28 protein-coding genes and 1 pseudogene are annotated in these 25,888 nt (G+C 70.5%); 4 read left to right on the top strand and 25 right to left on the bottom strand.

Going from position 1 to position 25,888, the window contains the following annotated elements; genetic code table 11:
- Positions 1-13 precede the first annotated feature (13 nt).
- The 12 genes from ACW176_RS00325 to ACW176_RS00380 form a co-directional block, all read right to left on the bottom strand.
- Positions 14-1,996, bottom strand: coding sequence for a heme lyase CcmF/NrfE family subunit (locus tag ACW176_RS00325; RefSeq protein ID WP_492110434.1), 1,983 nt, complete (start codon positions 1,994-1,996; stop codon positions 14-16).
- Positions 1,993-2,484: a cytochrome c maturation protein CcmE gene (ccmE, locus tag ACW176_RS00330; protein WP_492110435.1), complete on the bottom strand. Its 492-nt coding sequence runs from the start codon at positions 2,482-2,484 to the stop codon at positions 1,993-1,995. The genes ACW176_RS00325 and ccmE overlap by 4 nt, the downstream gene beginning before the upstream one ends.
- Entirely contained in the window at positions 2,481-3,587 is a 1,107-nt protein-coding gene (gene ccmI, locus ACW176_RS00335) for a c-type cytochrome biogenesis protein CcmI (RefSeq protein WP_492110436.1), read from the bottom strand. The genes ccmE and ccmI overlap by 4 nt, the downstream gene beginning before the upstream one ends.
- Positions 3,588-3,648: 61 nt before the next feature.
- Entirely contained in the window at positions 3,649-4,941 is a 1,293-nt protein-coding gene (locus ACW176_RS00340; protein WP_492110437.1) for a hypothetical protein, read from the bottom strand.
- Positions 4,942-5,167: 226 nt separating this feature from the next.
- Entirely contained in the window at positions 5,168-6,559 is a 1,392-nt protein-coding gene (locus tag ACW176_RS00345) for an ATP-binding protein (RefSeq protein WP_492110438.1), read from the bottom strand.
- A 23-nt stretch (positions 6,560-6,582) separates the two neighbouring features.
- The gene (locus ACW176_RS00350; RefSeq protein WP_419252136.1) at positions 6,583-7,260 is read right to left on the bottom strand and encodes a response regulator transcription factor; all 678 of its coding nucleotides are present in this window, start codon (positions 7,258-7,260) and stop codon (positions 6,583-6,585) included.
- Positions 7,261-7,273: 13 nt separating this feature from the next.
- Complete coding sequence (locus tag ACW176_RS00355; RefSeq protein ID WP_419252137.1) at positions 7,274-7,591, bottom strand: PepSY domain-containing protein; 318 nt, start codon at positions 7,589-7,591, stop codon at positions 7,274-7,276.
- A gap of 179 nt (positions 7,592-7,770) precedes the next feature.
- On the bottom strand, positions 7,771-8,721 hold the full coding sequence (locus ACW176_RS00360; protein WP_492110439.1) for a DnaJ C-terminal domain-containing protein: 951 nt from the start codon (positions 8,719-8,721) through the stop codon (positions 7,771-7,773).
- Positions 8,722-8,804: 83 nt separating this feature from the next.
- Complete coding sequence (locus tag ACW176_RS00365) at positions 8,805-12,605, bottom strand: baseplate multidomain protein megatron (RefSeq protein WP_492110440.1); 3,801 nt, start codon at positions 12,603-12,605, stop codon at positions 8,805-8,807.
- Complete coding sequence (locus ACW176_RS00370; RefSeq protein ID WP_492111857.1) at positions 12,606-13,049, bottom strand: NlpC/P60 family protein; 444 nt, start codon at positions 13,047-13,049, stop codon at positions 12,606-12,608.
- 137 nt (positions 13,050-13,186) lie between these two features.
- Positions 13,187-13,831 carry a phage/gene transfer agent baseplate hub protein gene (locus tag ACW176_RS00375; protein ID WP_492110441.1) on the bottom strand — a complete coding sequence of 215 codons (645 nt, stop codon included), beginning with the start codon at positions 13,829-13,831 and terminating at the stop codon, positions 13,187-13,189.
- Complete coding sequence (locus ACW176_RS00380; protein WP_492110442.1) at positions 13,831-14,463, bottom strand: phage distal tail protein, Rcc01695 family; 633 nt, start codon at positions 14,461-14,463, stop codon at positions 13,831-13,833. The genes ACW176_RS00375 and ACW176_RS00380 overlap by 1 nt, the downstream gene beginning before the upstream one ends.
- A gap of 348 nt (positions 14,464-14,811) precedes the next feature.
- Here ACW176_RS00380 and ACW176_RS00385 point away from each other — a divergent pair, with 348 nt between their 5' ends.
- A complete protein-coding gene (locus ACW176_RS00385; protein WP_492057987.1) occupies positions 14,812-15,270 on the top strand; it encodes a DUF805 domain-containing protein in 459 nt (152 codons plus the stop codon).
- Positions 15,271-15,384: 114 nt separating this feature from the next.
- Here the strand turns inward: ACW176_RS00385 and ACW176_RS00390 are convergent, their stop codons facing one another.
- The 7 genes from ACW176_RS00390 to ACW176_RS00420 form a co-directional block, all read right to left on the bottom strand.
- Positions 15,385-15,894 carry a phage tail tape measure protein gene (locus ACW176_RS00390; RefSeq protein ID WP_492110443.1) on the bottom strand — a complete coding sequence of 170 codons (510 nt, stop codon included), beginning with the start codon at positions 15,892-15,894 and terminating at the stop codon, positions 15,385-15,387.
- Positions 15,891-16,073 (bottom strand): phage tail assembly chaperone, encoded by a 183-nt coding sequence (locus tag ACW176_RS00395; protein WP_492110444.1) that lies wholly within the window; start codon positions 16,071-16,073, stop codon positions 15,891-15,893. Before ACW176_RS00395 ends, ACW176_RS00390 begins: the two co-directional genes overlap by 4 nt.
- A complete protein-coding gene (locus tag ACW176_RS00400) occupies positions 16,070-16,345 on the bottom strand; it encodes a GTA-gp10 family protein (RefSeq protein WP_492110445.1) in 276 nt (91 codons plus the stop codon). The genes ACW176_RS00395 and ACW176_RS00400 overlap by 4 nt, the downstream gene beginning before the upstream one ends.
- A 133-nt stretch (positions 16,346-16,478) precedes the next feature.
- Entirely contained in the window at positions 16,479-16,895 is a 417-nt protein-coding gene (locus ACW176_RS00405; RefSeq protein WP_419252147.1) for a phage major tail protein, TP901-1 family, read from the bottom strand.
- Between the two features lie 152 nt (positions 16,896-17,047).
- Complete coding sequence (locus ACW176_RS00410) at positions 17,048-17,437, bottom strand: DUF3168 domain-containing protein (RefSeq protein ID WP_492110446.1); 390 nt, start codon at positions 17,435-17,437, stop codon at positions 17,048-17,050.
- Complete coding sequence (locus ACW176_RS00415; protein WP_492110447.1) at positions 17,434-17,718, bottom strand: head-tail connector protein; 285 nt, start codon at positions 17,716-17,718, stop codon at positions 17,434-17,436. Before ACW176_RS00415 ends, ACW176_RS00410 begins: the two co-directional genes overlap by 4 nt.
- 146 nt (positions 17,719-17,864) lie before the next feature.
- On the bottom strand, positions 17,865-19,085 hold the full coding sequence (locus ACW176_RS00420) for a phage major capsid protein (RefSeq protein ID WP_492110448.1): 1,221 nt from the start codon (positions 19,083-19,085) through the stop codon (positions 17,865-17,867).
- Between the two features lie 179 nt (positions 19,086-19,264).
- Between ACW176_RS00420 and ACW176_RS00425 the strand changes: the two genes are divergently transcribed.
- Entirely contained in the window at positions 19,265-19,621 is a 357-nt protein-coding gene (locus ACW176_RS00425) for a bleomycin resistance protein (RefSeq protein ID WP_492110449.1), read from the top strand.
- Between the two features lie 86 nt (positions 19,622-19,707).
- Positions 19,708-20,652, top strand: a complete 945-nt coding sequence (locus tag ACW176_RS00430) for a sialate O-acetylesterase (RefSeq protein ID WP_492110450.1) — start codon at positions 19,708-19,710, stop codon at positions 20,650-20,652.
- On the opposite strand, the gene ACW176_RS00435 is transcribed toward ACW176_RS00430, so the two are convergent.
- From ACW176_RS00435 to ACW176_RS00445, 3 genes and pseudogenes are all read right to left on the bottom strand, one after another.
- Entirely contained in the window at positions 20,649-21,092 is a 444-nt protein-coding gene (locus ACW176_RS00435) for an HK97 family phage prohead protease (RefSeq protein WP_492110451.1), read from the bottom strand. The genes ACW176_RS00430 and ACW176_RS00435 overlap by 4 nt on opposite strands.
- Positions 21,089-21,337, bottom strand: coding sequence for a hypothetical protein (locus ACW176_RS00440; protein ID WP_492110452.1), 249 nt, complete (start codon positions 21,335-21,337; stop codon positions 21,089-21,091). The genes ACW176_RS00435 and ACW176_RS00440 overlap by 4 nt, the downstream gene beginning before the upstream one ends.
- A gap of 138 nt (positions 21,338-21,475) precedes the next feature.
- A pseudogene (locus tag ACW176_RS00445) lies at positions 21,476-22,679 on the bottom strand (phage portal protein); the annotation flags it as partial.
- 147 nt (positions 22,680-22,826) lie between these two features.
- On the opposite strand from ACW176_RS00445, the gene ACW176_RS00450 reads away from it, so the two are divergent.
- The gene (locus tag ACW176_RS00450; RefSeq protein WP_492110453.1) at positions 22,827-23,192 is read left to right on the top strand and encodes an endonuclease domain-containing protein; all 366 of its coding nucleotides are present in this window, start codon (positions 22,827-22,829) and stop codon (positions 23,190-23,192) included.
- Positions 23,193-23,278: 86 nt separating this feature from the next.
- Here ACW176_RS00450 and ACW176_RS00455 read toward each other — a convergent pair whose 3' ends face one another.
- The 3 genes from ACW176_RS00455 to ACW176_RS00465 form a co-directional block, all read right to left on the bottom strand.
- Positions 23,279-24,556: a DNA-packaging protein gene (locus tag ACW176_RS00455; RefSeq protein WP_492110454.1), complete on the bottom strand. Its 1,278-nt coding sequence runs from the start codon at positions 24,554-24,556 to the stop codon at positions 23,279-23,281.
- Complete coding sequence (locus ACW176_RS00460; RefSeq protein WP_492110455.1) at positions 24,447-24,827, bottom strand: hypothetical protein; 381 nt, start codon at positions 24,825-24,827, stop codon at positions 24,447-24,449. Before ACW176_RS00460 ends, ACW176_RS00455 begins: the two co-directional genes overlap by 110 nt.
- 557 nt (positions 24,828-25,384) lie before the next feature.
- The gene (locus ACW176_RS00465) at positions 25,385-25,873 is read right to left on the bottom strand and encodes a YcgN family cysteine cluster protein (protein ID WP_492110456.1); all 489 of its coding nucleotides are present in this window, start codon (positions 25,871-25,873) and stop codon (positions 25,385-25,387) included.
- Between the last annotated feature and the right edge of the window lie 15 nt (positions 25,874-25,888).

The raw sequence follows: 25,888 nt of genomic DNA on the forward strand, positions 1-25,888 counted from the left end.
GCCCGCAGCCGCTTCATGCCCGAGCCTCCGACGCCTTGCGCCCGACGCCCAGCCGCAGCCGGCGGTCCGACAGCGACACCGCGCCGCCGATGGCCATCAGAAGCGGCCCCAGGAAGATCAGCCGCACCCACGGATTGACGTAGGCGCGCACCAGCCAGGCGGGCTTGCCGCCCTCCCCGGCCCGGCGCTCGCCCAGCACGATATAGAGATCGTCCAGCCCCTTGGGGCATATATGGACCTCGGAGGTGGTCTGGCCGCCGGTGGGATAGAAGCGGCGCTCGGGCTGAGCCTTGCAGACCACCCGGCCGGCGGCGTCGGTGATCCGCACCAGGCCGCGCTCGGCCAGATAATTGGGGCCCTCGACCGTACCGACCTCGGTCAGGGTCAGGGTATAGGCGCCCAGCTTGAACGACTGGTTCAGGCTCAGGGCCTGGGCCTGCTCGACCCGCCAGGCGGTCTCGAACGAGGCGCCCAGCACAAAGACGCCCATGCCGGCATGGGCCAGGGTCGTGCCCCAGGCCCCGCGCGGCAGGCCGACGGCGCGCCGCCAGACCTCGGCGATCGGGGCGCGCAGGACTTTCAGCCGCTCGGCCAGCTCGGCCAGCGCCCCGCCGATCAGCCAGACGCCCAGGGCGACGCCGGCGCTGGCCAGGGCCTTGCGCGGAGTGACGACGGCGTAGGTGACCAGGCCCAGCAGGGCGGCGGCGGCCAGGGCCACCCACAGGCGGCGCATCACCGCCGAGGCGTCGCCGCGCTTCCAGGCCAGCAGCGGTCCGGCCGGCAGGATGGCCAGGGCCAGCAGCATCAGCGGCGTAAAGGTCAGGTTGAAGAACGGCGGGCCCACCGACACCGCCTCGCCGTCGATGGCCTCGCGGATCAGCGGATACAGGGTGCCCAGCAGCACGGTGGCGGTGGCGGTCGACAGCACGATGTTGTTGAGCACGATGGCGCTCTCGCGGCTGACCGGGGCGAACAGGCCGCCGGAGTTCAGGGCGGGCGCGCGCAGGGCGAACAGCAGGAAACCGGCGCCCGCAGCGACACCCATCATGATCAGCAGCAGCACGCCCCGGGTCGGGTCGACCGCGAAGGCGTGGACGCTGGTCAGCACGCCCGAGCGCACCAGGAAGGCGCCCAGCATCGAGAAGGTGAAGGCCGACAGGGCTAGGAACACGGTCCAGCCCGGCAGGGCGCCGCGCTTTTCCATCACGATGGCCGAGTGCAGCAGGGCCGCGCCGATCAGCCAGGGCATGAAGCTGGCGTTCTCGACCGGATCCCAGAACCACCAGCCGCCCCAGCCCAGTTCGTAATAGGCCCAGAAGGCGCCCAGGGTGATGCCGATGGTCAGCAGGCTCCAGGCCGCCAGGGTCCAGGGCCGCACCCAGCGGGCCCAGGCCGCATCGACACGGCCGTCGATCAGGGCCGCCATGGCCAGGCTGTAGACCACCGAAAAACCGACATAGCCGGCGTAGAGGAACGGCGGATGCACCGCCAGGGCCCAGTCCTGCAGCAGCGGATTGAGCGAGCGCCCCTCGATCGGCACATCGCCCAGCCGGGCCATCGGGTTGGAGGCGAAGACGGTATAGGCCAGGAACATCACGCCCAGCGCGCCCTGCACCGCCACCGCATAGGCCCGCAGGCGGGGCGGCAGGCTGGCGCCGAACAGGGCCATGGCCGCGCCATAGCCGGTCAGGACCAGGCACCACAGCAGCATCGAGCCCTCATGGCTGCCCCAGGCGCCGGCCACCTTGAACAGCAGCGGCTTGGCCGTGTGCGAGTTGGCCGCCACATTGGCGACCGAAAAGTCTGAGGTCACAAAGGCCAGGACCAGGCACGCAAAGGTGATGCCTGTCGCCCCGAACGCCGCCACAGCCGCGCCGCGACCGGCCCCGGCCAGCATCGGCGCGCGCCGAACGCCGGCGACCGCCGACAGGCCGGTCTGCGCGACCGACAGGATCAGAGCCAGGATGAGGGCGAAGGCGCCCAGTTCAACGGTCATGGGGCGGTCTTGCCCTCATAGGCCGGCGGGCCGGAGCCCTCGCCGCGCCATTCGCCCTGCTCTTTCAGCGCCTTGGACACTTCGCGCGGCATGTAGCGCTCGTCGTGCTTGGCCAGGACCTCCTTGGCGATGAACACGCCGTTCTGGTCGAACGTCCCCTGCGCCACGATCCCCTGTCCTTCACGGAACAGGTCGGGCAGGTCGCCGTGGAACTTCACCAGGGCGGTCGCCTTGTGGTCAGCCACCACGAACTCAACGTCGCCGCTGGGATGCTTGACCACGCTGCCGGCCTGAACCAGGCCGCCCAGCTGCACCTTGCGGCCGGCCGGCACCTTGGCCTCCTGGGCCTGGGCAGGCGTATAGAACAGCGAGATGGCGTCGCGCATGCCGTACAGCGCCAGGCCCACGGCCAGGGCCAGCACCGGCGCGATCGCCAGAAGGATGGTCAGGCGACGGCGCGCCTTGCGGGATTTCGGCCAGAAACTCATGGAGCGGTCTTCGGTTGCTGCGGGGTCTGAGCCGCCTGACGCAGGGCGGCCAGGACCTTGGGCTGGTCGGCATAGCGCTGGCTGGCCGAGGCCAGGGCCGCATCGCGCTTGGCGGCCTCACCCAGCACCGCATAGGCCCGCACCAGCCGCACCCAGCCATCGGGATCGTCGGGCGAGGTCTTCAGGCGCGTGGCCAGGCCCTCGACCATGCCGGCGATCATGCCCTGGACCTGGGCGCTGTCTTCGGGCGCGGCCTCAGGGGCGGGAATGCCGCCGGCCGCCTCGACCTGGGCGATCTCGCGGTTCATCGCCCCGCGACGCGGATCATTGGCGGGCAGGCTGGCGGCCAGGGCGCGCCAGTCGGCCAGGCCGCCGGCCACGTCACCGTCGCCAATCCGGCCCCGGCCCAGGTGGTAGCGGGCCGACAGGCTGTTGGGGTCGATCTTGAGGGCTTCGCGGAAAGCCAGTCTAGCGTCGGGGCCGACGTCCCCGTTCGCCTCGGCCACGAAGGTCTCGCCCAGCCCGGTCCACAGGTCGGCGCGGCCGGGGGCCAGGCGCACGGCGCGGCGCAGGGCCTGCTCGGCGCCGGCCAGATCGCCCGAGGCGCTGCGGGCCAGGGCCAGGTGCTTGAGCGGTTCGGCGTCGTTGGGGCGCTGGGCGGCGATGGTCTCCAGCACGGCGGCGATGCGCGGCGGATCCAGCTGGGCCGGATCGGTGGCGCGCCACTGCTCAACCCGCTTGGCGTAGGGCTGATCGGAAAAGCCGGGCGAACCGATGAACACATAGACCGCCACGGCCAGCAGCGGCGCGACAGCGGCGGCGGTCACGGCCAGGCGGCGCGATCCGCGCCCGTCGGGGGTCCAGGTCTCGGCGGTGTCGGCGGCGGCCAGCAGGCGACGACCGGCCTCAGCCCGCGCGGCCTTGCGCTCGGCGGCGTCCAGCAGGCCGCCTTCGGCCAGCCGGTCAATCTCGCCAAGCTGGCGTTTGTGGGCGTCCAGGTCGGCCGAGACGCCTTCGGCGGCGCCCGCGCGCGCAGCGCTGCGCAGCATCAAGGCGCCGGCCGCAGCCGACAGCGCGGCCGCCGAGATCCAGAAAGCGATCATACGTCGCCTGTTAGCCGGGAATGCGCGCCGCCGTTAGCGAAAAAAGCGCTTAAGGGACCGATCAGGCCGCGATCGCGGCGGCGGCCCGGCGACGGACGATTTCGGCGGTCTTGTCGTCGCGGGTGTGGGCGATAAAGGCGGCGGCGACATCAAGATATTGCTGGGCCACGACAGGATCGCCGCCCTCGCCGGTGCGCGCCGCGTAGAGCACGTCCTCGATATACTGATCGAGACGCTTGTTGAGCTTTTCCAGGGCCTGGGTGCGCGTCGCGCCATAGCCGCTCTGGGCCGCGCAGGGCCGCAGGTGTTCGATGAAGACCAGGATGGCCGTGGCGCGCCCCACCAGCGCCTCGTCCGGCGGCGAGGTCAGCTTGGCCACGCCCTTGCCGCCCTTCTTGCCCAGGATCGAGATCGGCTTGGTGGGCAGGGCCTCGCTCAGTTCCTTGTCGGCCGTGCTCATCCGCAGCTCGACGGCCTGGGCGATCTGCTGCTTGTACTTGCTCAGCCTGCGGCCCCACGGACCGTCCTTGGCGATGTTCACCGACTGCTCGAACTCGGTGATCTGCAGTGCGACCTGCTGGGCGGCCATGGCGGCCTCGCGGGCCAGCTTCTCGCCCTTGGCGAGATCGAAGTCGCGGATCAGGTTGATCGATGTGTCGATCTCGGCCAGCACGCGCTCGCCAAACGAGCTGACTTCCGACGCAGCCAGATAGCGGTCATTGGGCCGGTCCATGACCGCCGAGATCACCCGCAGGATCCGCCAGTCGTCGGGCAGATGGGCGGCCAGCATGTCAAACATCCGGGCCCCGGAATCCTCGCGGACGACGCAGGCGTCGCGATAGGCCAGACGCGCGGCGGCGGCGCGCTCGTCGCTCATCCGGCTGACCCATTCAGACAGCTTGGGCAGGGCGGTCCGAACGATGTGGCCGATTTCCAGGCAGTTGATCAGTTCGTCGGTCACGCCAAGACTGCGGGTCGCGTCGAACGCATCCTGTTCGGCGTCGCGCAGGCCGCGTGCGGCAAGGGCGCACAACTCATCAAAGACTTCTGGCGCGCCCTGTTCCAGATCCCACGGATTGCACTTGGCCGCAGCCTCTTCGACGCGCCGCGGCGCGATGGTCTTCAGCGCCTTCCAGAGGAACGGCAGGACTCGCGGCGGAAAGCTGATCTGGCCGGGGCCGCGCGTCGCGCACATCGGCACGATGGGAGCCAGGATGTTGTTGCGAACGAATCGGTCGGTGGTCTCGTCCTCGACCAGCCCGCGCACCTGCGCCAGCCCGCCCGCGGCGCCGACGCTGGCCAGGGCCAGTTCCAGGCTGCGCAGGGCAGAGTCCGGCGCGGTTTCCACCAACATCCGAACGATCTGCAATTTATGCGCAGCGATTGCGGCCATGATCCCCCGCCGGATCGAAAAGACCGACAGCGTCAACCATGTTGGCAACGAGGTTAAGACTTTCCCAAACCCCTCAAAAAAGTCAGCGTTTTCCACACATCCCCAGATCGGGGAAAGGTCAAAGGCGCCAGAGGTTTAGCAATGCCGATAGAGGGCCGTTAAACACAACCGCTGCGACAGCTTGTCGCTAGGCTTCCGACCTGGGAAGATCCAGGCTGACGCGCAAACCGCCCATCGACGATTCCCCGAGCGTGACAGAGCCGCCATAGGCTCTGGCCAGTTCGTCGACGATGGAAAGACCCAGGCCCGAGCCCGGCGTTTGCTCGTCCATGCGTTGCCCGCGCTTGAGCGCATCGACCCAGCGTTCCGGCGGCAGGCCGGGGCCGTCGTCCTCGACCACCAAGGTCCAGCGGTCTGGGCTGGTGGGCGCGGCGACCACGCGGATTCGGGCCTTGCACCACTTGCCGGCGTTTTCCATGACGTTACCGGCCAGCTCCATCAGGTCCTGCTTCTCGCCCTGGAAGCACAGGTCTTCCGGACAGCGCCAGTCGATCTCGACGCCCTGCCCCTCTGACTTGTCCTGGAAGATCCGCTCAAGGGTCACCGCCAGCTCGTCCAGGATCGGTTCGACCGGCGTGCGCTCGCCGCTGGTCTGGGAGCGGGCGGCGGCGCGGGCCCGGCGCAGATGGTGGTCGACCTGATCGCGCATCACGTCAGCCTGACGGCTGACCACCTCGGCCAGGCTGCCAGGCTGCTGGCTGGCTTCAGTGATCATCACCGATAGCGGGGTCTTCAGGGCGTGGGCCAGGTTGCCGACATGGGTGCGCTGGCGCTCGACCACTTCCTGGTTGTGGGCCAGCAGGGCGTTCAGCTCGACGGCCAGAGGCTCCAGCTCCTCGGGATAGGTGCGGGTCAGGCGCTCGGCCCGGCCGCGGCGCACCGAGGCGACCTCGCGGCGCAGCTGGAACAGCGGGGCCAGACCCACCCTCACCTGCACCACTACAGCCAGGATCAGACCCCCGCCCAGCAGCAGCAGCGCCAGGGCGGTGATGCGGCCAAAATGGTCGGCGTCGGCGTCGATCGGCGAGCGGTCCTCGGCGGCGATGAACACCACCGGATCGGCATAGCCCGGCAGGCGGGTCAGGATGGCGGCGGCGCGCAGCGGCTTGTCCTGGGGGCCGCGTAGATCGAAATACAGGGTCTTGCCCGGCGCTGCGTCCAGCAGGTCCACCTGCCGGGAGGCCACCATCAGGTCAGTGTCGAACAGCGAGCGCGAACGCTCGACCACCTTGAGGGACCCGTCAGGCGCACGCCGGGAAATGGTCCAGTAGCGACCGGAATAGGTGCGGGTGGCGCGGATGTCGGTCAGGAACGGCGCCTTGAGCACGCCGTCCTCGACCGTGGAACCGGCATACAAATCGTCGGTCAGCACGGCCAGGGACTGGTCGAAGCGACGGATGGCGGCGTCGCGGAACTGGGCGGTCAGGAACACCCCCGCCACGATCAGCACCACCGCGTTCCAGACGACAGCCAGCAGCACCAGCCGACGAACCAGCGAAGGTCGGCGCAGGTCCAGCACCGCTTAAGCCCCGGCCCGGATCGTCACTCGGTCGCCTCGCCCTCCAGGGCGGTCAGACGATAGCCCAGGCCACGCACCGTCTCGATGCGGTCGCTGCCCAGCTTCTTGCGCAGTCGACCGATGAACACCTCGATGGTGTTGGAGTCGCGGTCGAAGTCCTGGTCGTAAAGGTGCTCGACCAGCTCGGTGCGGCCGATCACCCGGCCCTGGTGCATGATCATGTAGTGCAGCAGGCGGTATTCCAGCGAGGTCAGGCGCAGGGGCTCGCCATTGACGCTGGCCCGGGCGGCGCGCGGATCCAGACGCAGGGCCCCGCAGGACAGGCTGGGCGCGGCGTGGCCGGCCGAGCGGCGCAGCAGAGCACGCAGGCGGGCCAGCAGCTCTTCGGTATGGAACGGCTTGGCCAGATAGTCGTCGGCCCCGGCGTCGAAGCCGGCGACCTTGTCGCTCCAGGCGGCGCGGGCGGTCAGGATCAGCACGGGCGTCGCCACATTGCCGCGCCGCCAGCGCTCCAGCACCGAAACCCCGTCCACCTTGGGCAGGCCCAGATCGAGGATCACCGCGTCATAGGGCTCGGTCTCACCCAGGAACTGGGCTTCCTCGCCGTCGCCGGCGTGGTCGACGGCATAGCCGGCGTCGCCGAGGGCCAGCTTCAGCTGGCGCGACAGGTCGGGATCGTCCTCGACGAGCAGGATACGCATGGAAGCAGAACCTTTAGTTGGCGCTGAGGATCTGGCCGGTCTCGGCGTCGACGATGAAGTCGATGCGGCGGCCGTCAGTGGTGGCCCACCGGACCCGATAGTTGCGTCCCTCAAGCCCGGCGTCCAGCACCCGGCCCGGCGTGCGGCGGCTGATCTGCTCGATCACCCGCGACAGCGGCACCAGCCGGCCCGACTGCACGCCGCCCCGCGCCTGGTCCGACTGGGCGCGCCAGTCGGCTCCCAGCGAGTCCGGGCGGCGCTGCGCCGACGCCGAACCCGGAAGGGTGGCGGCGAGCGCGGCGACGACGAGAAGGGCGCGGATCGGTTTCATGCGCTCAGATGTAAGGGACGGTGGCTGAATGGAGACTGAACAGACAGCTTATGCAGGGCATGTGGCGTTCTGTCACGGATGGACGAGGCCGTACGGCAAATCGAGCCCGGCCTTGCCCTGGACGGCTTCGTTCAGCGCCATGATCTGCGGCTCAAACGCTTCTAGCCGGGGGCGTTGGCCTATTTCCGCTTGGGCGAATACGGCTTCTGCTCCCGCCACGCCTGGGCGAACTTTTCCAGGTCGCTGTCGGGCTCGTCGGGCAGGGTCACCATCAGGCGCGCCAGCAGGTCGCCGCGCTTGCCCTTGGCGTCGACCAGGCCACGGCCCTTCAGGCGCAGGGTCGCGCCGCTGTTGGAGCCTTTGGGCACGGCCAGCATGACGGCGCCGTCGGGGGTGGGCGCCTCGATCTTGCCGCCCAGCACCGCGTCGGGCACCGAGATCGGCAGATCCATGACCAGGGTCTCGCCCTCGCGGCGATAGATGGCGTGGGGCTTGATCGCCAGTTCGATCAGGGCGTCGCCCTGGCCGCCGCGACCCGGACTGCCCTGGCCCTTCAGGCGCAGGGTCTGGCCTTCCTGGGCCCCGGGCGGGATGGTGACGTCGATGGTGCGGCCGTCCGAGAAGGCGACGCGCTTCTTGCCGCCGCGAATGGCTTCTTCCAGGTCGATGTCCAGACGGGCCCGAACATCGGCGCCCCGTGGCGCGAAACCGCCGCCGCCCGCGCCGCCGAACCCGCCGGCCGAGCCGCTGCGCGCGCCGCGCCCCAGGATGTCGCCGAACAGATCGCCTAAGTCGATCTCGGGACCCTCACCGCCGCCACCGCCGCGCGACTGGAAGCCGCCGCGATTGAAGCCGCCGGCGCCAAACGGACTGCCGCCCGCGCCGCCGAAGCCGCGCGCGATCTCGCGACCGTCGGCATCGATCTCGCCGGCGTCGAACTTCTTCTTCTTGACCGCGTCGCCCACAATATCGAAGGCGGCGCTGATCTGCTTGAAGCGGTCCTCGGCAGCCTTGTTGCCGGGATTGGCGTCGGGGTGAAACTGCTTGGCGAGCTTGCGGAACGCCTTGCGGATCTCGTCCGTCGTCGCGGTGCGGGAAACGCCAAGTTCCTGATAGGGGTCGCGCGCCAAGGAAGGTCCTCGAGTGTGATTGGATCAGTCCGCCCTCACTTAGGCCTTTCGCGGCGGCGCACAAGCGCAATGTTGCATTATTATCACAGCAACCTTGTCGTCGGCGCGCCCCAGCCGAGGCTGGCCGAGCCCTGAACCACCTCGACGGTCAGCTCGCCGGCCGATCCTGCGGCCAGATCGGCGACCCTCATGGCGGCGGTGTGGATGAAGGCCGGCGCGGTCAGTTCCGCCTCGCGGACCACGATCGCGCCGTTCAGCACCCGCAGGCGCCAGGCCTCGACAGCTTCGCTGAGCGGGACCTCGCCCTCCCAGACATCGCCGCCCAGCCGGTCGCGACGGATCCAGCTGACCAGGCGGTCGCCGCCCGAGACGCGCACACGCAGATGCGCCGGGGCCAGCGGACGCAGGGCCCGGCCGCGCCAGGTCAGGCTGACCTGGCTCATCGCCGGCCCCGAGGGCGGACCGCCGGCCGGCGCGGCGCGCACCATCAGCGGCGCCCCACGTTCGAACGGCGCGACCTCCAGCCGGACCATCGCTTCATCCAGCAGGACCAACGGCGCGCCGGCCGGGATGGTCAACTCACTCACGGCGCCATCGCGCTGGCCGCGCAGCAGGCCCGACAGGGTCCAGACATCTTCGGCGACGATTTGCGCCGTGGTGAAACCGATCACCTCCCATTCGCCCGAGGGCGCCAGCACCGCCAGGGCGTTGTCGCCCGCCAGCACGGCGGCAAGCGCGCGGCTGGCCGGGGTCGCGCCCTCCAGTCGCACGGTCAGGCGGCTGGCGCGGTCCAGCCGATGCGGCGAGGCCGGCGGCAGGTCGGTCATGGTCTCGCCCAGGGTGGCGGGCGCAGAGATGCGCGCACGGACCTTCAGGGTGTCGAGATCACCGCCGGCATGGATGTCGAACGGCCGCCATGGCTCGGCGGCGGCGGCGACCATCGGCCGGGCGTCGTCGCTGCTCGCCGGCAGATCGAGCACCCGCAGCGTCGGAGGCCCCACGGGTTCTCGCGGCGGGGCCGGGGTCCAGTCGATGCGACCATCCAGTTCGGAGCCAGCAGGAACCGGCGCCAGCGTCGCGCGCGGGTGCTCGTCCAGATCCACCCGCGCCACGCGCCAGGTCTCGCCACCGAAGGTCACCCGGTCGCCGGCCTCCAGCCGCAGGGCGGCCAGGGGCGAAAGGTGCACGACGCTCTCGCGCCGGGCCGACGCCGCGCCGTTCAGCATCCGACGCCCCGCCTGTTCCGCCTCGGCGGGCGCCATGACGATCGGCGCGTCGGCGTCGGCGGCGCCCTGGCCATCGTCGCGCCGAACGATCAGGGCCCCGGTCTGGTAGTCGCGGCCAGCGTCGATGAAGCGCAGGCGCAGAGCCTGGGCGGGTTCGACCAGCGTCCGGCTGGCGGTCGCGGCGGCGGGGCGATCCTCGGGCCAGGCCAGGTCGGCCGCGTCGAGCGCGGCATTGGCCAGGCCGGTGTGCGCGATCAGCCGCGCCGCCCCGCCCCGCTCGACGGCGTCGAGGCCAAAGGCGGCGGTCAGGGGCGCCAGGGCGTCGCGCAGCCGCATCGGCCGGTCGACCACATAGCCCACCACCGCCCCGCTGGTCTCGCCCGGATCGAGCGTGACATCGGCCCGCGCGCCCAGGGCCGCGACCAGCTCGGCCAGCGGCGCCACGCCGGCGCGGCCGTTCAGCCAGTGGCCCAGCGGCCAGTTGGGACCATCGCTCCAGACCTGGGCGCGGGCCGGAAAATCGGGGAATGGCCGGGCGTCCCAGCACCAGGCGCTGGCCGCCTCGATCATCGGCCCGCCATAGCTGGGCGAGAGCGGATTGGCGGCCGGGTCGGCGATCCAGTCCAGCACCGCCTCCAGCATGCGCCTTTGGCCAAACTCGTCGCGCGCGCCGGTCGAATAGGGCGGCAGATGGCTCTCGGCGCTCTTGGGATCGACGAACAGGTTGGGCGAATTGGCGCCCTTGTCGACGGCGGGACAGCCGAACTCGGTCAGCCGGATAGGCTTGGAGCGCGGCGCCCAGGCCGTCGGCGTCGCCGAGCGCACCCCGGCGGGCCGATCATGATGAGGTTGTGACCACCAGCTCTTCAGATCCTTGGGCCGGAACATCCACGCTTCGCCATGGGCGCCGTCGGTGATGGCGGTGCGGATCTGGGCGTCGCGGTCGGTCTGGCTGGCATAGGACCAGTCAAAGCCCTCGCCGCCGGTCAGGCGGGCGCGCAGATAGGCCGGGTCGTGCGGGCCCTCGAATCCGGCCGCCGCATCCAGATGATCCTCGCCATCCCGCCAGTCGGTGACCGGAGGATAGAAGTCGACGCCGACGAAATCGATGGCCGGATCGGCCCACAGCGGATCGAGATGGAACACCGCATGTCCCCCGCCCGGCTGGTGGCCGAAATACTCGCTCCAGTCGGCGGCGTAGCCGAGCTTGGTCGCGGGCCCGACCATGCCGCGCACATCGGCCGCGAGCGTCCTGAGCGCGCTGACGGCGGGGTACGCCCCGCCCGCGCCGCGCACCGTGGTCAGCCCGGGCAGCTCCGAGCCGATCAGGAAGCCATCAACGCCGCCGGCCAGCTGGGCCAGCCGCGCATAGTGCAGGATCATCCGCCGAAAGCCCCAGCCAGACCCGGAGAAGCTGGGCAGGCCGTCGCTCTCGCCCACCTGAGCCGGCGTCGCGCCGCCAAAGAAGGCCGCGACCTGCGACGCCGCCGTCGCCCCGCCGTCCGGAGAGCCCGCCCGCCCCGGCGCGGGATGGCAGGTGATCCGCCCCCGCCACGGATAGGCCCCCTGCCCGGCGCCGCCATACGGATCAGGCAGGCCCGAGCCCTCCGGCACATCCATCAGCACGAACGGATACAGGGTCACCTTCAGCCCCCGCTGCTTCAGCTCGGCGATGGCCTGCAGCACCGCGCGGTCAGACGGCGTGCCGCCATAGGCCGGACCGCCGTCGTGAAGCGAGATGACGTGAGCATCGCCGCGATCCACGCCGCCGGCGCGCCAGTCGTAAGGGAGGGTCGCCTTGAACGCCTGATCCACCCCCGGCCTGATCTGGCACGCCCCGCAGCGCAGGTCGGTTCCGAACCACGACACCACCAGGGTCACATGATCCACCTGCGGCAGCTGGGCCTGCAGCTGGTCCAGCGAGACGGCCAGATCCGGCCGGCCCTCGACATTGTTGACGTTCTCGGCCGTGGTGCGAGTGATGCCGTCGCGGCGCAGCACGGCGTCGGTGGCGTAGACGAACTCTCCCGCCCCGGGGATCAGGCACACGCCCTTCAGCCGCGCCTCCAGCCCCGTGGCCGAGCCCGGCCGGCGGAACACCTCGAACGACAGCTGTGGCGCACGGTTTCCGAACGCCTCCAGCGGCAGATCCTCGAACACCACATAGGCCAGGCCGCGATAGGCCGGGGCGACCCCCTCTATGGCCTCGATCAGCGGATCAGGCGCCTGGTCCTCGGTTCCGCGGTGCAGGCGCATCGTCACCCCGGCCATGTCCATCACCTTGCCGTCGGCCCAGACCCGGCCGATCCCGTCGATGGGGCCCTCGCCCACCGCGACGGCGAACGACAGGCTGTAGGCGTAGGAGGCCGTCTTCTGGCCCTTGCTGCCGCCGACCCGGCCCTCGATCCGCTTTTCGCGGAAGCGCGCGGCCCAGATCACGTGGCCACCCACCCGGCCGCGTCCGAACACGCACGGGATCGCCGCGCCCTCGGCGGCGCCGGTGACCCGCAGTTCGGGGATGCGCGGCCCCAGCTGGCGGGCCGGCGACAGGGCGTTGATCACGGCGCTGTCGGCCGCCCGGCCCAGCATCGCGCCGACAAAGCCGCCGACGGGACCGCCCAGGGCCGCGCCGACGGAGGAGAGGATCACCTGGGCCATCTAGGGGGCTCCGTTATCTTGGGTCGGAGAGGGAAACCGAAACGCCGCCACCAGCCGCTCGCGCCACCATCGCCCGAGCCAGCTCTCGACGCAGGCGCGGCCCCAGTAGGCGTGGATCATGCGGTCTTCAGCCGACAGGATCGCGCAGTGCTTGGCGATGGCGCCGGGCTCCATGCGGAAGACCAGCACGTCGCCGGGACGGGCGTCGACGGGGCACAGCGGCAGGAGCCAGCGACCCAAGGCCTCCAACAGGATTTCGCGCTCGCCCAGCTCGGCCCAGTCAGGCCGGTAGGGCGGCGGGCTTTCAGGCTCAGCGCCATGCAGGGCGCGCCAGACACCCCGGACCAGGCCCAGGCAGTCGCAGCCCACGCCGCGCAGGCTGGCCTGATGACGGTAGGGGGTGCCCAGCCACTGGCGGGCGAGGGTGAGGACAAGGTCCTCGATCTCAACAAACTTGTCATCCCGGCCGCAGCGAAGCGGAGAGCCGGGACCCAGGGGCCAGGACAGTGCGGTTGCCCCTGGGTCCCGGATAGCCTCTGCGAGGCTTCCGGGATGACAAGGAAATTTGGGGGATGAAACAGTCACCTCTTCCCCCCGTCATGCCGCTCGCCCTCGGACGGATACAGCGTCAGGAAGTCCTCGCCCGGCATGGCGGGAAAGCCCCGGAAGTTGACCCCATTGGCGAAGCTGTCGACGCAGGTTCGCCAACGCTTGTCGCAGCTGACGCCCGGTGCGGCCGACGCCCCGCAGCGCGCGTCGCCGAACACCGCGTCGCACAGCCGGCCGAAGGTGCGGCCCGCCACCCGGTCAAGGGCGGCCAGCGGACCTTCCAGTTCGGCGGTGAAGGCGTCGCCTTGGCGGCGGAGTCTGGCGATGCGCGCGGTCCACAGGCGCACGAACAGGTCGGGCCGGCTCCAGTCCACGCGCAGGCAGGCCACCGAAGCGCCGTCATAGAGCCCCGCCTCGATGTCCGGCGCCGTGACCACCGCGTCATCCAGCGCGCCCAGCGCGGCCGACAGGCCCGGCGAAAAGCCGGCGGCGGTTTCGTGGGCGCCGGCGGTCCAGCCGGTGGCGGCGCGGCAGGTCACGCCTTCCACCAGCAGATCGCGGTCGTGATCGGTGAAGCCCAGCACCACGGCGTCGCCGCGGGTCAGGATCCAGGCGTGGCAAAGGCTGGCCGCGCCCTCTTCCAGGCGCGCGGCCAGTTCGGCGGGAACCGCGCGCATCAGGCCCGCACCTCGACCAGCGGACAGGCGGTGATCCGCGCGGCGGCGAAGCCCTCCATCTGCAGGTCCAGCCGGTCGATGTCGAAACGCACCGGCGTGTCGAACTCGAAACCCGCCCGCACGGCCGCGCCGGCGGCGGGGGCGGCGACCAGGGTGACGAGGCCCGTGGCCGGATCGACCGTGAAGGCGGCCGGGGCCAGGGCGACGCCGGCGACGGCGACCTTCACCGTGCCGGCGACCGGCCGGGTGATCGTGCGCGTCGCAACCTCGGGCGCGCCGCCATAGGCCTTGACCAGCTGGAAGGTCTTGCGCGTCCCGTCCCCGGTTCCGATGGCCTGGTCGGTCGCCGCCGGCTGGGCCGAGGGGACGCACGACTTGAAGTCCGTCGGGTCGCGAAAGCGGAACCCGTGCAGCCGTCCGCGCCGGGCCTCGAAGAAGGCGACCAGCTGGGCCGCCTCGTCCAGCGGCCGGGCGGCGGTGGCGATCAGATAGCGGCGGCGACCCTGGGCCCACGGACTGGAGCGGTGCTCGTGGCCCGAGGCCAGGGTCACCACCTCGGTGCGCCGCTCGACGCCGCCCGTGCAGCCGAAGGCCAGCCGCGCAGGCAGGCGGATATCGTGGAAGGCGCTCATCGGCGGCTCCTGGGGTTTGGGATGTGGATGGGTGGGGCAAGCGCCGCAGGCAGGGCTCAAGGCCAAAGACGGTTGTCATCCCGCCCCAGCCTTGGCCCGAGCGCGCAGCGCGAAGATCCGGGACCGACGCCTGAGCTCAGCGCTTCCGGCGGTCCCGGATCTGCGCCCGGCTATCGCCGGACTTGTCCGGGATGACAGCCTTTGTGCAGGCGTTTTCCCTGGTCTGCGCGGGAGGAGCGCCGAAGGCGCGGTCGGGCAAATGGCGATTAAGTCTGCGTCATGACCCGCTTTTCACTTCTTGCGCGGCCCCCCACCCCCTACGTATGAGGTCAAGAACTGGAGACCGTCATGGACTGGAAGAACCTGTTTTTCTCGGCTGAAGGCCGCATCGGCCGTCAGGCGTTCTGGATCGGCTGGCTGTGCCTGCTGGGCGCGAACGTCGTGGCCGGCTGGGTGCCGTTCTTCGGTTGGGCGCTGTCGCTGGCCTCGATCTGGTGCTCGATCTGCATCCACACCAAGCGCCTGCACGACATGGGTCAGACCGGCTGGTGGCAGGTTCTGCCCTGGGTGTTCGGTCCGGTCCTGGTGTTCGGTTCGGCCATCTCGATCGGCGTCTCGGCGGCCCTGGCGGCCATCGGCAACGGCGAGCCCGACCTGGCGGCGATCGCCGCCCTGGGCGGCTTCTTCATCTCGCTGTTCGTCGCCTTCGCGGTGTGGCTGGCCTTCACCCTGTGGGTCGGCTTCAGCACCGGCCAAGCCGGCGACAACAAGTACGGCCCGGCGCCGACGACGGCGGTGACGATCTAATACTCGCCCCCTCCTGGCTGCTTCGCAGCCGTCCTCCCCCGGAGGGGGAAGACGCTCTCATCTTCCCCCTCCGGGGGAGGAGCGTCGAAGACGCGGAGGGGGCAAGTCCACGGACTACAGCCCCCTCGCCCCCAGGCTCACCGCCCGGGCCAGGGCCTGGGCGAGCTGGGCGTCCGACCGCGCCAGACCCGCCGCGTCGCCGCCCTGCACATTGACCGTCACCGACACACCGCCGCCGCCCAGCGGCTCGACCGAGCCCGCGCCGGACGGACGAAACACCTCCGGCCCGCGCTCGCCGACCAGATAGGCCCCGCCCGCCGTGACCGGTCCGCCGTCGGCCCGGGCGCCGGCAAAGACGCTGGACACAGCTTCTGCCAACCCGCCCCCCTTCATCGCCGCGCCCGCCGCGCCGATCACCGCGCGGGCCAGTTCAGCCAGCGAGATCTCACCGTCGGCGGCGGCGCTGGCCAGGGACTTGGCCAGGCTGGAGCCGGCCCGGGCGAAAGCCTCCTCGATGGACGAAGCCGCGCGCTGGGCCGGCGCCTTGAGGGCCTCCAGTGACGCGGCCGCCTCGGCGGCGCGGGCGGGGACGGACGACAGGCCGTCGGTGTCGAAGCCGCTCATGGCGGGGTCTCCTCATCGGGAAAGCGGTCGATCAGGGCGTCCAGCGACGGACGGGTCAGCACCGGCGCGACAGGCGTCGCGGTCAGCATCCGCCACTCGCGCAGGGACAGCCGCCAGAAGGCCTGCGGCGGGATGTTAAGCCGCAGGGCCAGACGCAGGGCGTCGCCCCAGCTGTTCATGCCGACGCCGCCAGGGTGGCGGCCACGGCGGCGACGGCTTCGGGGATCGTCACGGCGGAGAGGTCGGCCGGCTCGCCCTCGATCAAGGCGGCCAGCACGGCCAGCAGTTCGCGGGCCGACAGGGTCTCCATCCGGGCCGGCAGATCGCGCCAGTCGGTGAGGTTCAGCGCGCCTTCGATGCGGGCCAGAGCGCCGAGGGTCAGGCACAGGCGGCGCGGGGTTCCGGCCAGGGTGATGGCGACCTCGCCTCGGGCGGGGTTTGGGGGTGGCATGGGATGGGCCTTTCAAGTCCTCCCCCTGAAGGGGGAGGGGTCGGCGGAGCCGACGGAGGGGGAAGTGGCCGGCGTGGGATGACTTCCCCCTCCGGTCCCTTCGGGCCGCCTCCCCCATCAGGGGGAGGACTTGTCAGATCGCCGTGAACGTCACCGCTCCCGCCGACGCCAGCGACAGCGCGAACGCTGCCTCGCCGTCGTGGTCGCCGGCATAGTCCAGGGCCGCGACCAGGAACGGCCCTTCCAGCTGGCCAAAGTCGGGGATCACCAGCCGCCACGTCCGCGCCGACTGGTCGAAGAAACTCTGGCGCACCTGGGCGTCGGAGGCCGCGTCGCGGAACACCCCCGCGCCCGAGACAGCGCACGAGCGCACGCCCGCCCCGGCCAGCAGTTCGCGCCAGCGGCCGGTGCTGTCGCTGTCGGTCGTGTCGATGCTGCGGGCGTTGAGGCTGATGGTCCGGGCTCGCAGGCCCGCGACGGTGACGAAGGTCGGGGTCGGCGCCCCGTCGCTGATCTTCAGCAGGATATCCTTGCCGGCTTGAGCGGCCATGGGTGGGCTCCGTTGTTGGTGTTTCGGACTTGCCCCCTCCGCGCTGACGCGCTCCTCCCCCGGAGGGGGAAGATGAGGTGGCCGCGCTTCATCTTCCCCCTCCGGGGGAGGACGACCGCGCAGCGGTCAGGAGGGGGCGAGTGGTCGGTTCGCTAGAGGGGCTCGGTCACCGCCCGCACGCGCACGATGCCGAGGGTCAGCTCGCGGTCGGCGGCGGGGAAGACGTCGGCATAGGCGACGCGCAGATTGACCAGCCGGCGGCCGGCGAGGGTCGGGCGAGCGTCGTGGATCACGGCGCGGACGGCGGCGACCACGGCTCTCGCCTCCTCCGGCCCGCCGAATTTCGAGACGCAGGTCAGGGTCAGCAGGTGCTCGACCACCTCGCCCTCGACGATGCGGCTCTCGGTGCGGCTGACGGCCAGGCAGGGATAGGTCGGCACGCGCGGGGCGCGGGCATAGATCCGCTGGCCAAGAATGGCGGTGATGGCCGGCGCGGCCTTGAGGGCGGCGACGAGGCCGTCGGCCAGGGCTTGATCGCTCACAGGCGAGCCTTTCGGTAAGGGGCCAGCCACGGCTCGACCAGGGCCAGCGAGGGCTCGCCGCTCCCCTCTTCGATCAGGGCGCGGTTGGCATAGGCGTGGGAGACCAGGGTCAGGATCGCCAGGCGCAGGGGCGCGGGGCTGGCGGGCGTCAGGATCAGGCCGGTGGCGGCGGCCACGCGGGCCTCGGCGGCGTCGATCAGCAGGGTGATCGTGGCGTCCTCCGAGGCGTCGGACGCGCGCAGAAACGCCCGGGCCTCGGCCAGGGTGAGGGATTGGGGCATGGGATTTTCCTGGAAAGGGCGGCGCTGCCCCCTCCGGCCCTCTGGGCCACCTCCCCCAGAGGGGGAGGATCTACGTCGCGCAGCTGCTCCCCCTCTGGGGGAGCTGTCGCGGAGCGACTGAGGGGGCAGCGCCAGGGCTGGCCGAACTAGCTCACCGCGAACTTCAGCAGCTTCACCGCGTCGAAGTTCTGCACCCCGCCGCCGACGCGCTTGGTGGTGTAGAACAGCACGTGCGGCTTGGCCGAATAGGGGTCGCGCAGCACGCGCACGCCGGCGCGGTCGGTGATCAAATAGCCCTTCTCGAAGTCGCCAAAGGCCAGCGACAGGCTGCCCGCGGCCACATCGGGCATGGCCTCGATCTCGGTGACCGGATAGCCGAGCAAGCTGGCCGACTGGCCCGGCTGCAGGGCAGCGTTCCAGATGTAGTTGCCCTGGGCGTCCTTGAACTTGCGCACCACGCTGACCGTGCGGCGGTTCATCACGAAGCGGCCGTTCTGGCGGTACTGGGTCCTGGTCGCGTAGATCAGGTCGATCAGCTTGTCGGTGGGATTGGCGGCCGGGAAGGCGCCGGCGACGCCGGTGGCCAGATAGCCCATCTGCCCCCAGGTGTAGGAGGCGTCCGGCGCGGCGGTGTAGGCCAGCAGGCCCTTGGGCTTGTTGACGCCGTCGCCGCTGATGAAGGCCGTGGTCTCCTGGGCCGCGAAGGCGTCCTGCACCTCCTCGGCCAGCCATTCATCGATGCTGACATAGGCGTCGTCCAGCAGGGCCTGGGTGGCGGCCGGGCTGGCATAGAGCTCGCCGGCCGGGAAATCGATGATGTCGAGCGTGGGCGCCGTGGTCTCGGGACGCGCCGCGGTCTCAGCCACCCAGGCGGCGGTCAGGCCGGCGGGCGACACCGGCTTGCGGAACGTGCCGGCGCTGATGGTGCGCACCTGGCAAATTTCTCGCATGGGGCTGGTCGCCGCAAGGCGACGCAGGATCGAGCGCTCCAGCTCCGGCGGGGCCACATAGCCGCCGGCCGTGGCCACGCCCGCCGACAGGCCCTTGGCTTCCAGCAGCAGGGCGGGCGTCTCGCCGGTCTTGATGTAGCGATCGAAGGCGGCCTTGCGCTCGTCGACACGCGCCAGCGGCGCGTCACCGCCCAGGGACGGCCTGCGGCTGTCGGCCAGCACGCGGTCGAGGCGGTCCTGAGCCCGCGAAACGGCCTCGTCGATGCGGCTGACCTTCTCCTCCAGCAGCACGTCGGCCCGCTTGGTCTCGATGGCGGCCAGACGCTGGTCGTTGGCGGCCTTGAAGGCCTCGAACGCGGCCAGCACCTCATGCATCATCGCGCCCGGCGAGGCCGGGGCGTGTTTGGTCTCTTTCATGGAGTTCTCCGGTTTATGGAACGGTAGATGCTCCCCCTCCGGGGGAGCTGTCGGCGGAGCCGACTGAGGGGGCCCTCTGGGCCGAGGCCGAGCTGCCCCCTCCGGCCCTCTGGGCCACCTCCCCCGGCGGGGGAGGATCTCTGTTGCGCGGCCTCGCCGGCTTGGGCGAAAGTGCTCCAATGACCGACCACGCCACGCCCAACCTGCCGTCCCGCGACTTCGAGACCACCGCCCGCTTCTATGCGGCGCTGGGGTTCGAGGCGTCGTGGCGCGACGCCGGCTGGATGATCCTGGAGCGCGGATCGCTGACGCTGGAATTCTTCCCGTATCCAGACCTCGACCCGGCCAGCAGTTCGTTCAGCTGCTGCCTGCGGCTCGATGACCTCGACGGCCTCTACGGGGTGTGCAAGGCCGCCGGGATCCCTGAGAAAACCACCGGCTGGCCGCGCCTGCATCCGGCGCGGGACATGGGGCCGATCGTCATGGCGGCGCTGATCGACCCGGACGGGACGCTAGTGCGGCTGATCGCCAACTGAAGGCGAGCTCGACCGGGGCTTGATTGACAGGCTCTTCGAACGCCTGGCTCCTGCTGCAGCCGTTCAGGCCCCCCTGGAGCTTCGCCATGTTTCGCGCCCCCATCAAACTGGCCTGTATCGCCCTGGCGGCTGCAGCGGCCCTGGCCACCCCGCTCCACGCCCAGCCCGCAAGCCCGGCCCAGACGGTCTACAAGGTCTGGTTCCTGGGCGGGCAGTCCAACATGGAAGGCTTCGGCTTCACCGCCGAGCTCCCTGCCGAGCTGCGCGGACCCGTGCCCGGGGGGATGATCTTCAACGGCCAGGCCCTGCCAGACGGCCAGGCCGGAGGGGGCCTGGGCCTGTGGGCCCCGCTGTCGCCAGGCTTCGGGACCGGCTTCAGCACCGACGGCCAGCGCAACAGCCTGTCCGAACGCTTCGGCCCTGAACTCACCTTCGGGCGTCGTCTGGCCGAGCGCGGGGTTGGACCGGTGGCCCTGGTCAAGTTCGCCCGCGGCGGGTCGAGCCTGATGGGCGGCGTCTCGGGCTTCGGCGCCTGGGATCCGGCCTATGCCGAAGGTGATGGCCGCAACCAGTATGACAGCGCCCTGACCGCGATCCGGACCGCGCTCGAAACCCGCGACATCGACGGCGACGGCCGTCCCGACCGCCTTGAACCGGCCGGGATCATCTGGATGCAGGGCGAGGCCGACGCCTATCAGCGGGCCGATGCGGCGGCGGCCTACCGGGTCAATCTCGACCGCCTGATGGGCCTGCTGCGCGCCGCCCTGCGGGTGGACGGCCTGCCCGTGGTCATCGGCCGGATCGCCGAGTCCGGAGCCGGCCCGAACGGCCTGCTGATGACCTACAGCCCGCAGGTCCAGCAGGCCCAGGCCGACTGGGTGGCCGCCGACCGCTGCGCCGCCCTGGTCTCGGTGACGAAGGACTTCAAGTTCCTGCCGGACAACTGGCACTATCTGTCGACGAACTATGTGACCCTCGGCGCCGCCTTCGCCGACGCTGCCCTCGCGCTCCAGGCGCGCTGCGGCCCTTAGGTCGGATTTCCTCCGCGGCTGGCGCCCACGTCTCCCACTCGCAACCGCGCCCCCGGCAGCATCGGAAAAGTAACCACCGACACTTCCCAAAGCTCCACCCGCTTCAACACCCGCAGGCGCCCGTCCTGCCGCGCCTTCACCTGGCGAAAGCCGATAGACAGGCCGTCCAGCGCCCCGGCCTCGACCAGGGCGGCGACCAGTTGGCCACGCGGGGTCGCGCGCAATATCCGGCCGCGGACGAACAGACCCTTGGCGTCCTCGGCGATCTCGTCCCAGACGCCGATCGGCTCGGCGTCGTCGTGCTGGTGCAGCATCTTGACGCCGGTCGGGCCGGTCTCGGCCAGGCTCTCGGCAAAGGCCCCGGTGGCGGTGACGTCGTCATTGAGGTCGCGGGTCCAGAACAGCGAGGCGTAACCCTCGATCTTCAGCGCGTCGCTCATCGGTCGCGCTCCAGCCGGGTTTCGATGCGGGCCAGCGACGCGCGGGCGGCGGTCGCCTGTTCCTCCAGCCGGGCCAGGCGCTCGGCGACGGGGGCCTGGGTGTCGAGGCGCTTGTGCATCTCGTCGATCCGGGCCGAGGCGCGCCCGGCCCACATCAGGGCGGCGGCGGCCTGCAGGGCGACGGCCACGATCAGGGCGACCGAGATCTGGCGGTCCAGCCGCCAGCGGTTGGGGGTGGTTGGCATGGGTGTTTCCTGGTTCGAGGGCGGCGATGGCCCCCTCAGTCGCTCCGCGACAGCTCCCCCGAAGGGGAGCATCTGCGCGGCGTAGATCCTCCCCCTCTGGGGGAGGTGGCCCGGAGGGTCGGAGGGGGCAGCGCGGCGTCAGCCGTCCAGCCCCGCCAACCTTCTCCGCTCCTCCGGCGTCAGGAAGCTGGCGGCGTCGAGCCGCGCCCACAGGGCGTCGCGTTCGGCCGACAGGGCGGGCACGGCGTCGAGGTCCGGCGCGATCCGGGCATCGGGGAACTTCGCTGCCAGCCAGGCCGTCATCGCCCGCGCCGCCCGCTCGACCAGCGGCACCACGGTGTGGCGCCAGAGGGCGGCGTTGGCCTCGCGATAATTGGCGTAGGTGGCGTCGCCGGGAATGCCCAGCAGCTGGGGCGGCACGCCGAAGGCCAGGGCGATCTCGCGGGCGGCGGCGTGCTTGCCGTCGGTGAAGTCCATCTCGGCCGGGCTCAGCGACATGGCCCGCCAGTCCAGCCCGCCTTCCAGCAGCAGCGGCCGGCCGGCGTTGGCGGCGCCCGAATGGACCGAGGACAGCTCGGCCTTGAGTCGGTCGAACTGCTCGTCGGAAAGCCGGTCGCCGGCCTCGCGGTTCGAATAGACCAGCGCCCCGGACGGCCGGGCGCTGTTATCCAGCAGCGCCTTGTTCCAGGCGCTGGAGGCGTTGTGCACATCGATGGCGAAGGCCGCCGCCTCCAGCGGCGACAGGCCATAATGGTCGCTGGTGGGATTGAACAGCTTCAGGTGCAGCACCGGCAACCAGCCGTCGGCGTCGCGACCGATCCGCACTGTGCGCCCGCCAGCCTGGTAGTCATAGGCCAGCGGCCAGCCGCGTGGGCCGGGAACCAGGGTCATGCGGTCGGGGCGCAGGGCGTAGAGTTCGCCCGGCGCCTCGCCCTCCCCGGCCGCTTCCAGATAGGCGTTGCCGGCCGTCTGCAGGTTGCCGAAGAACGCCTCCATCAGGTCGGGCCCGCCCTGTTCGGGATTGGGCTTGCGCAGCAGCGCCTGCAGCGGGTGGTCGGGGGCGCGCCGGCCGTCGTGGAACACGATCAGCGGCGTGGCGGCGGCGGCCTCGGCGATCATCCGCACGCAGCGATAGACGACGGGGTTCTTGGCGAAGCCTTCGCTGGCCAGGGCGGCGTAATCGCGCGGCGTCCACTGCGGCCGCCCGCCGGTGGTTAGGGCGATCAGCCGGGCGGCGCGGGAGTCTTTGAGCTCTCGCTCGGACCGGGGCGGGCGGGATTTTCGGAACAGGGGCATGGGGGGGCTCGCAATTGAGAACGAATAGTGAACATGTTAGGGTTGTTTATCGTCACTTGCCCCCTACTGGCCTGCGGCCGTCTTCCCCGGAGGGGGAAGATGAAGGGCGGCGATCTCATCTTCCCCCTCCGGGGGAAGACGACCGCGAAGCGGTCCGTAGGGGGCAAGTGACCAGCATAGAAAGGATCCGCCAATGCCCCAGCCCAAGCCTACCGTCGCCAACGCCCGCCGGCTCCGGAAGGCGATGACACCACCCGAGGTCACACTGTGGTTCGCCCTGCGACGCGGCGGGCTGGAGGGTTTCAAGTTCAGACGGCAGCACCCTGTCGGACCGTATGTGCTGGATTTTTTCTGTGCGTCAGGCCGACTGGCCGTGGAAATCGACAGCTACTTCCACTGTATTGACGGGCGACCGGCGCGCGACGCCGAGCGGGATCGTTGGTTGCTCGGTCAGGGGATCAGATCACTGCGAATTCCGGCCCACGATGTGATGGCGTCGGTGGACGGGGTGCTTGAGAGGATCAGGGGGCATCTGGATCACTTGCCCCCTCCGCGCTGACGCGCTCCTCCCCCGTAGGGGGAAGATGATCTCGTCTTCCCCCTACGGGGGAGGACGGCTGCGCAGCAGCCAGGAGGGGGCGAGTGTCACAGCGCCCGCAACCGCGGCGCCCGCCCCACCCCCAGCATCAACTCACTCACCGCCCAGACCAGCGCATCCGCCCGGTCCGGACTGTGCCCCAGATCCCCCGTCCCCAGCGCCATAAGCTCCTCCTCCAGCGCCGGAAAGGCGCCGCAGTGGGTGACGCGGCCCTGCTCGTACAGAGCCGCCACCGGCTCGGCGCGGGCGCGTTTGCCGATCGAGGCGCGGACCAGTTTCACCGCGCAGCAGGGATCGGCCTGGACCAGCACCGCGCGGACCATGTCGCCGCCCTGATTGGCCTCGGCCACCAGGGCGTGAGCGCCGAACTCGCGGGCCGCCGCCACCGCCCGCCGGGCCCAGCCGTTGGGCGAGAGGCCCTTGGCAGAGCGGTCGGCCAGCACGAAGGCGCGGCCGTCCAGCTTGCCGACCACGACAATGCCACAGGCGTCGCCCGTGGCCGTGGCCGGCGGATCGACCGCCACCACCACCCGGTCGAACCGGGCGGGCATGCCGCCCCGGCACCGGGCCAGATCCTCGGCGCGGAACAGCCCGCCCTCGTCCTCGACAATGACGCCGTCCAGCTCCTGGGCCGCCAGGCGCGTGCCGCCATAGAGCGCCTGCAGGGTGGACAGAAAGGCCGGCGCCAGGTTCTGCGCATTGGCCGCCGTGCCGGCCCGGGTGACCGCGACGCCGGGTTCGGCGATCAGGGTCTTGAGGGCCCGGATCGGCCGGGGCGTGGTGGTGACCACCAGCCTTGGGTCTTCGCCGAGGCGAAGGCCGAACCGCAGCATGGCCAGGGTCTGCGCCGGCTTGGGCCAGGCGCAGAACTCGTCGGCCCAGGCGGCGTGGAACTGCGGGCCGCGCAGGGAGTCGGGGTCTTCGGCCGAGAAGGCGTAGGCGACGGCGCCGTTGGGCCAGAGCAGTCGCTTGCGCGAGGTCTCCCACCTAGGCTGAAAGGCCGGGCCGCTCATGGCCCGCAGCCCCGAGGGTCCGTCGACCATCACCTCGCGCACATCGTGCAGGGTGGCGCCGACCAGGGCCAGACTGGGATAGGCCAGGGCCTGCCAGACCATCCAGCGGGCGCCGGCGAAGGTCTTGCCAGCCCCGCGTCCGCCCAGCAGCAGCCAGGCAGACCAGTCGATGTGTTCGGGCTGCTGCTGATGGGGCGACGCCTCAGCCAGACAGACGCTGAGGAGCTCCTGCTGCGCCTCGTGGCTCAGGGTCGCGATGGCCTCGATGAGGGTCGCATCCCTCGCGGCGCTTGAGCTCGATAAGCTTAGCAACGCCACTGATCTTGGCGACAAGAGCGGCCTGAAGCTCGGCCGGGTCATCGGGAATATCGGCATGCATCGGGGCCTCTTCTTCAGGCGCGGGTTCAGGCTCCGGCTTTGGGGGTTTTCGGGCGACGGGCTTGTCTTCAGGGATCATCACCATGATCGACCGCGTCGTGCGGGCGTGCACGCCGTAGGTCTCCGCCTTGCGCTTGGACAGCACGGCGACTGGGACCTCGGTCGCAGCCCTGGTGATATCCCACTCGCTGTCCATTTCCTTCATGAGCCGGTCCTGGTGCATCTCGCCCCACTCCCGAACTCTCTCGCTTCTTTGGGCCATGACACAAATATACGGGACCAGCGGGCGCCTCTGATCCAGGGACGCGAGAAAGTTTCAAAGCATTGATTTCGCTGGATTCGATTCGCTGAACGCAGAGGATGGAGGGCAGCCTATCCCCGTGGTCGCGCCAAACTGATCGTCATTCCCGCCCTTGTGGCGGGAACCCCTGGTTCAGCTGAACCGTGAAGCGCCAGCGAAGTGCGCGCGCACTTCGCCTCTCCCGCACCTGCGGCGGACAGAGGGGTTCCCGCCACAAGGGCGGGAATGACGGACAGGTATATTGGACTCGCCCCACACCAGATGCGGCCCATGAGCTGGGGTATCTAAAAGGCAAGAGAGCCTGTGGATAACTTTCGAGTGCGGCCGACTTGCCCCCTACGGGCTGCTTCGCAGCCGTCTTCCCCCGGAGGGGGAAGACGAAACGCGCCGACCTCATCTTCCCCCTACGGGGGAGGACGACCTGCGAAGCAGGTCAGGAGGGGGCCAGTATCAGCCGCCCCCTACCCCTCTTCCGGCTCGTAATACTCGTCCCCGCGATCGACCATCAGGTCGGTGGCCACGAAGTCCATGGCGTCCTCGGGGTGCTCGAACGACAGCTCGCTGACGGTCTGGTCGCGCACCGAAATGCCCTGCTTGTGGGTGCTGTTCGGGTCGCCGGTGACCAGCGGATGCCAGTCGGGCAGGGTCTTGCCCTCGTGCAGGCGGCGATAGGCGCAGGAGGGGGGCATCCACTCCAGCTCCTCGATATTGTAGGGGGTCAGCTTGATGCAGTCGGGCACCGTCTTGCGGCGGTTTGCATAGTCCTTGCAGCTGCATTTGTGCTCGTCGAACAACTGGCAGTGCACGCGGGTGGGAATGACCTCGCCGGAATCTTCGTCTTCGAAGCGAACCAGGCAGCAAAGACCGCAGCCGTCGCATAGACTCTCCCACTCGGGGACGGTCATCTGCTGGAGGGACTTCGTCTCCCAGAAAGGTTTGCGCACCATCATGCGCGCGTCCTAAAC

Source organism: Caulobacter sp. FV1ye13L (assembly GCF_058681155.1).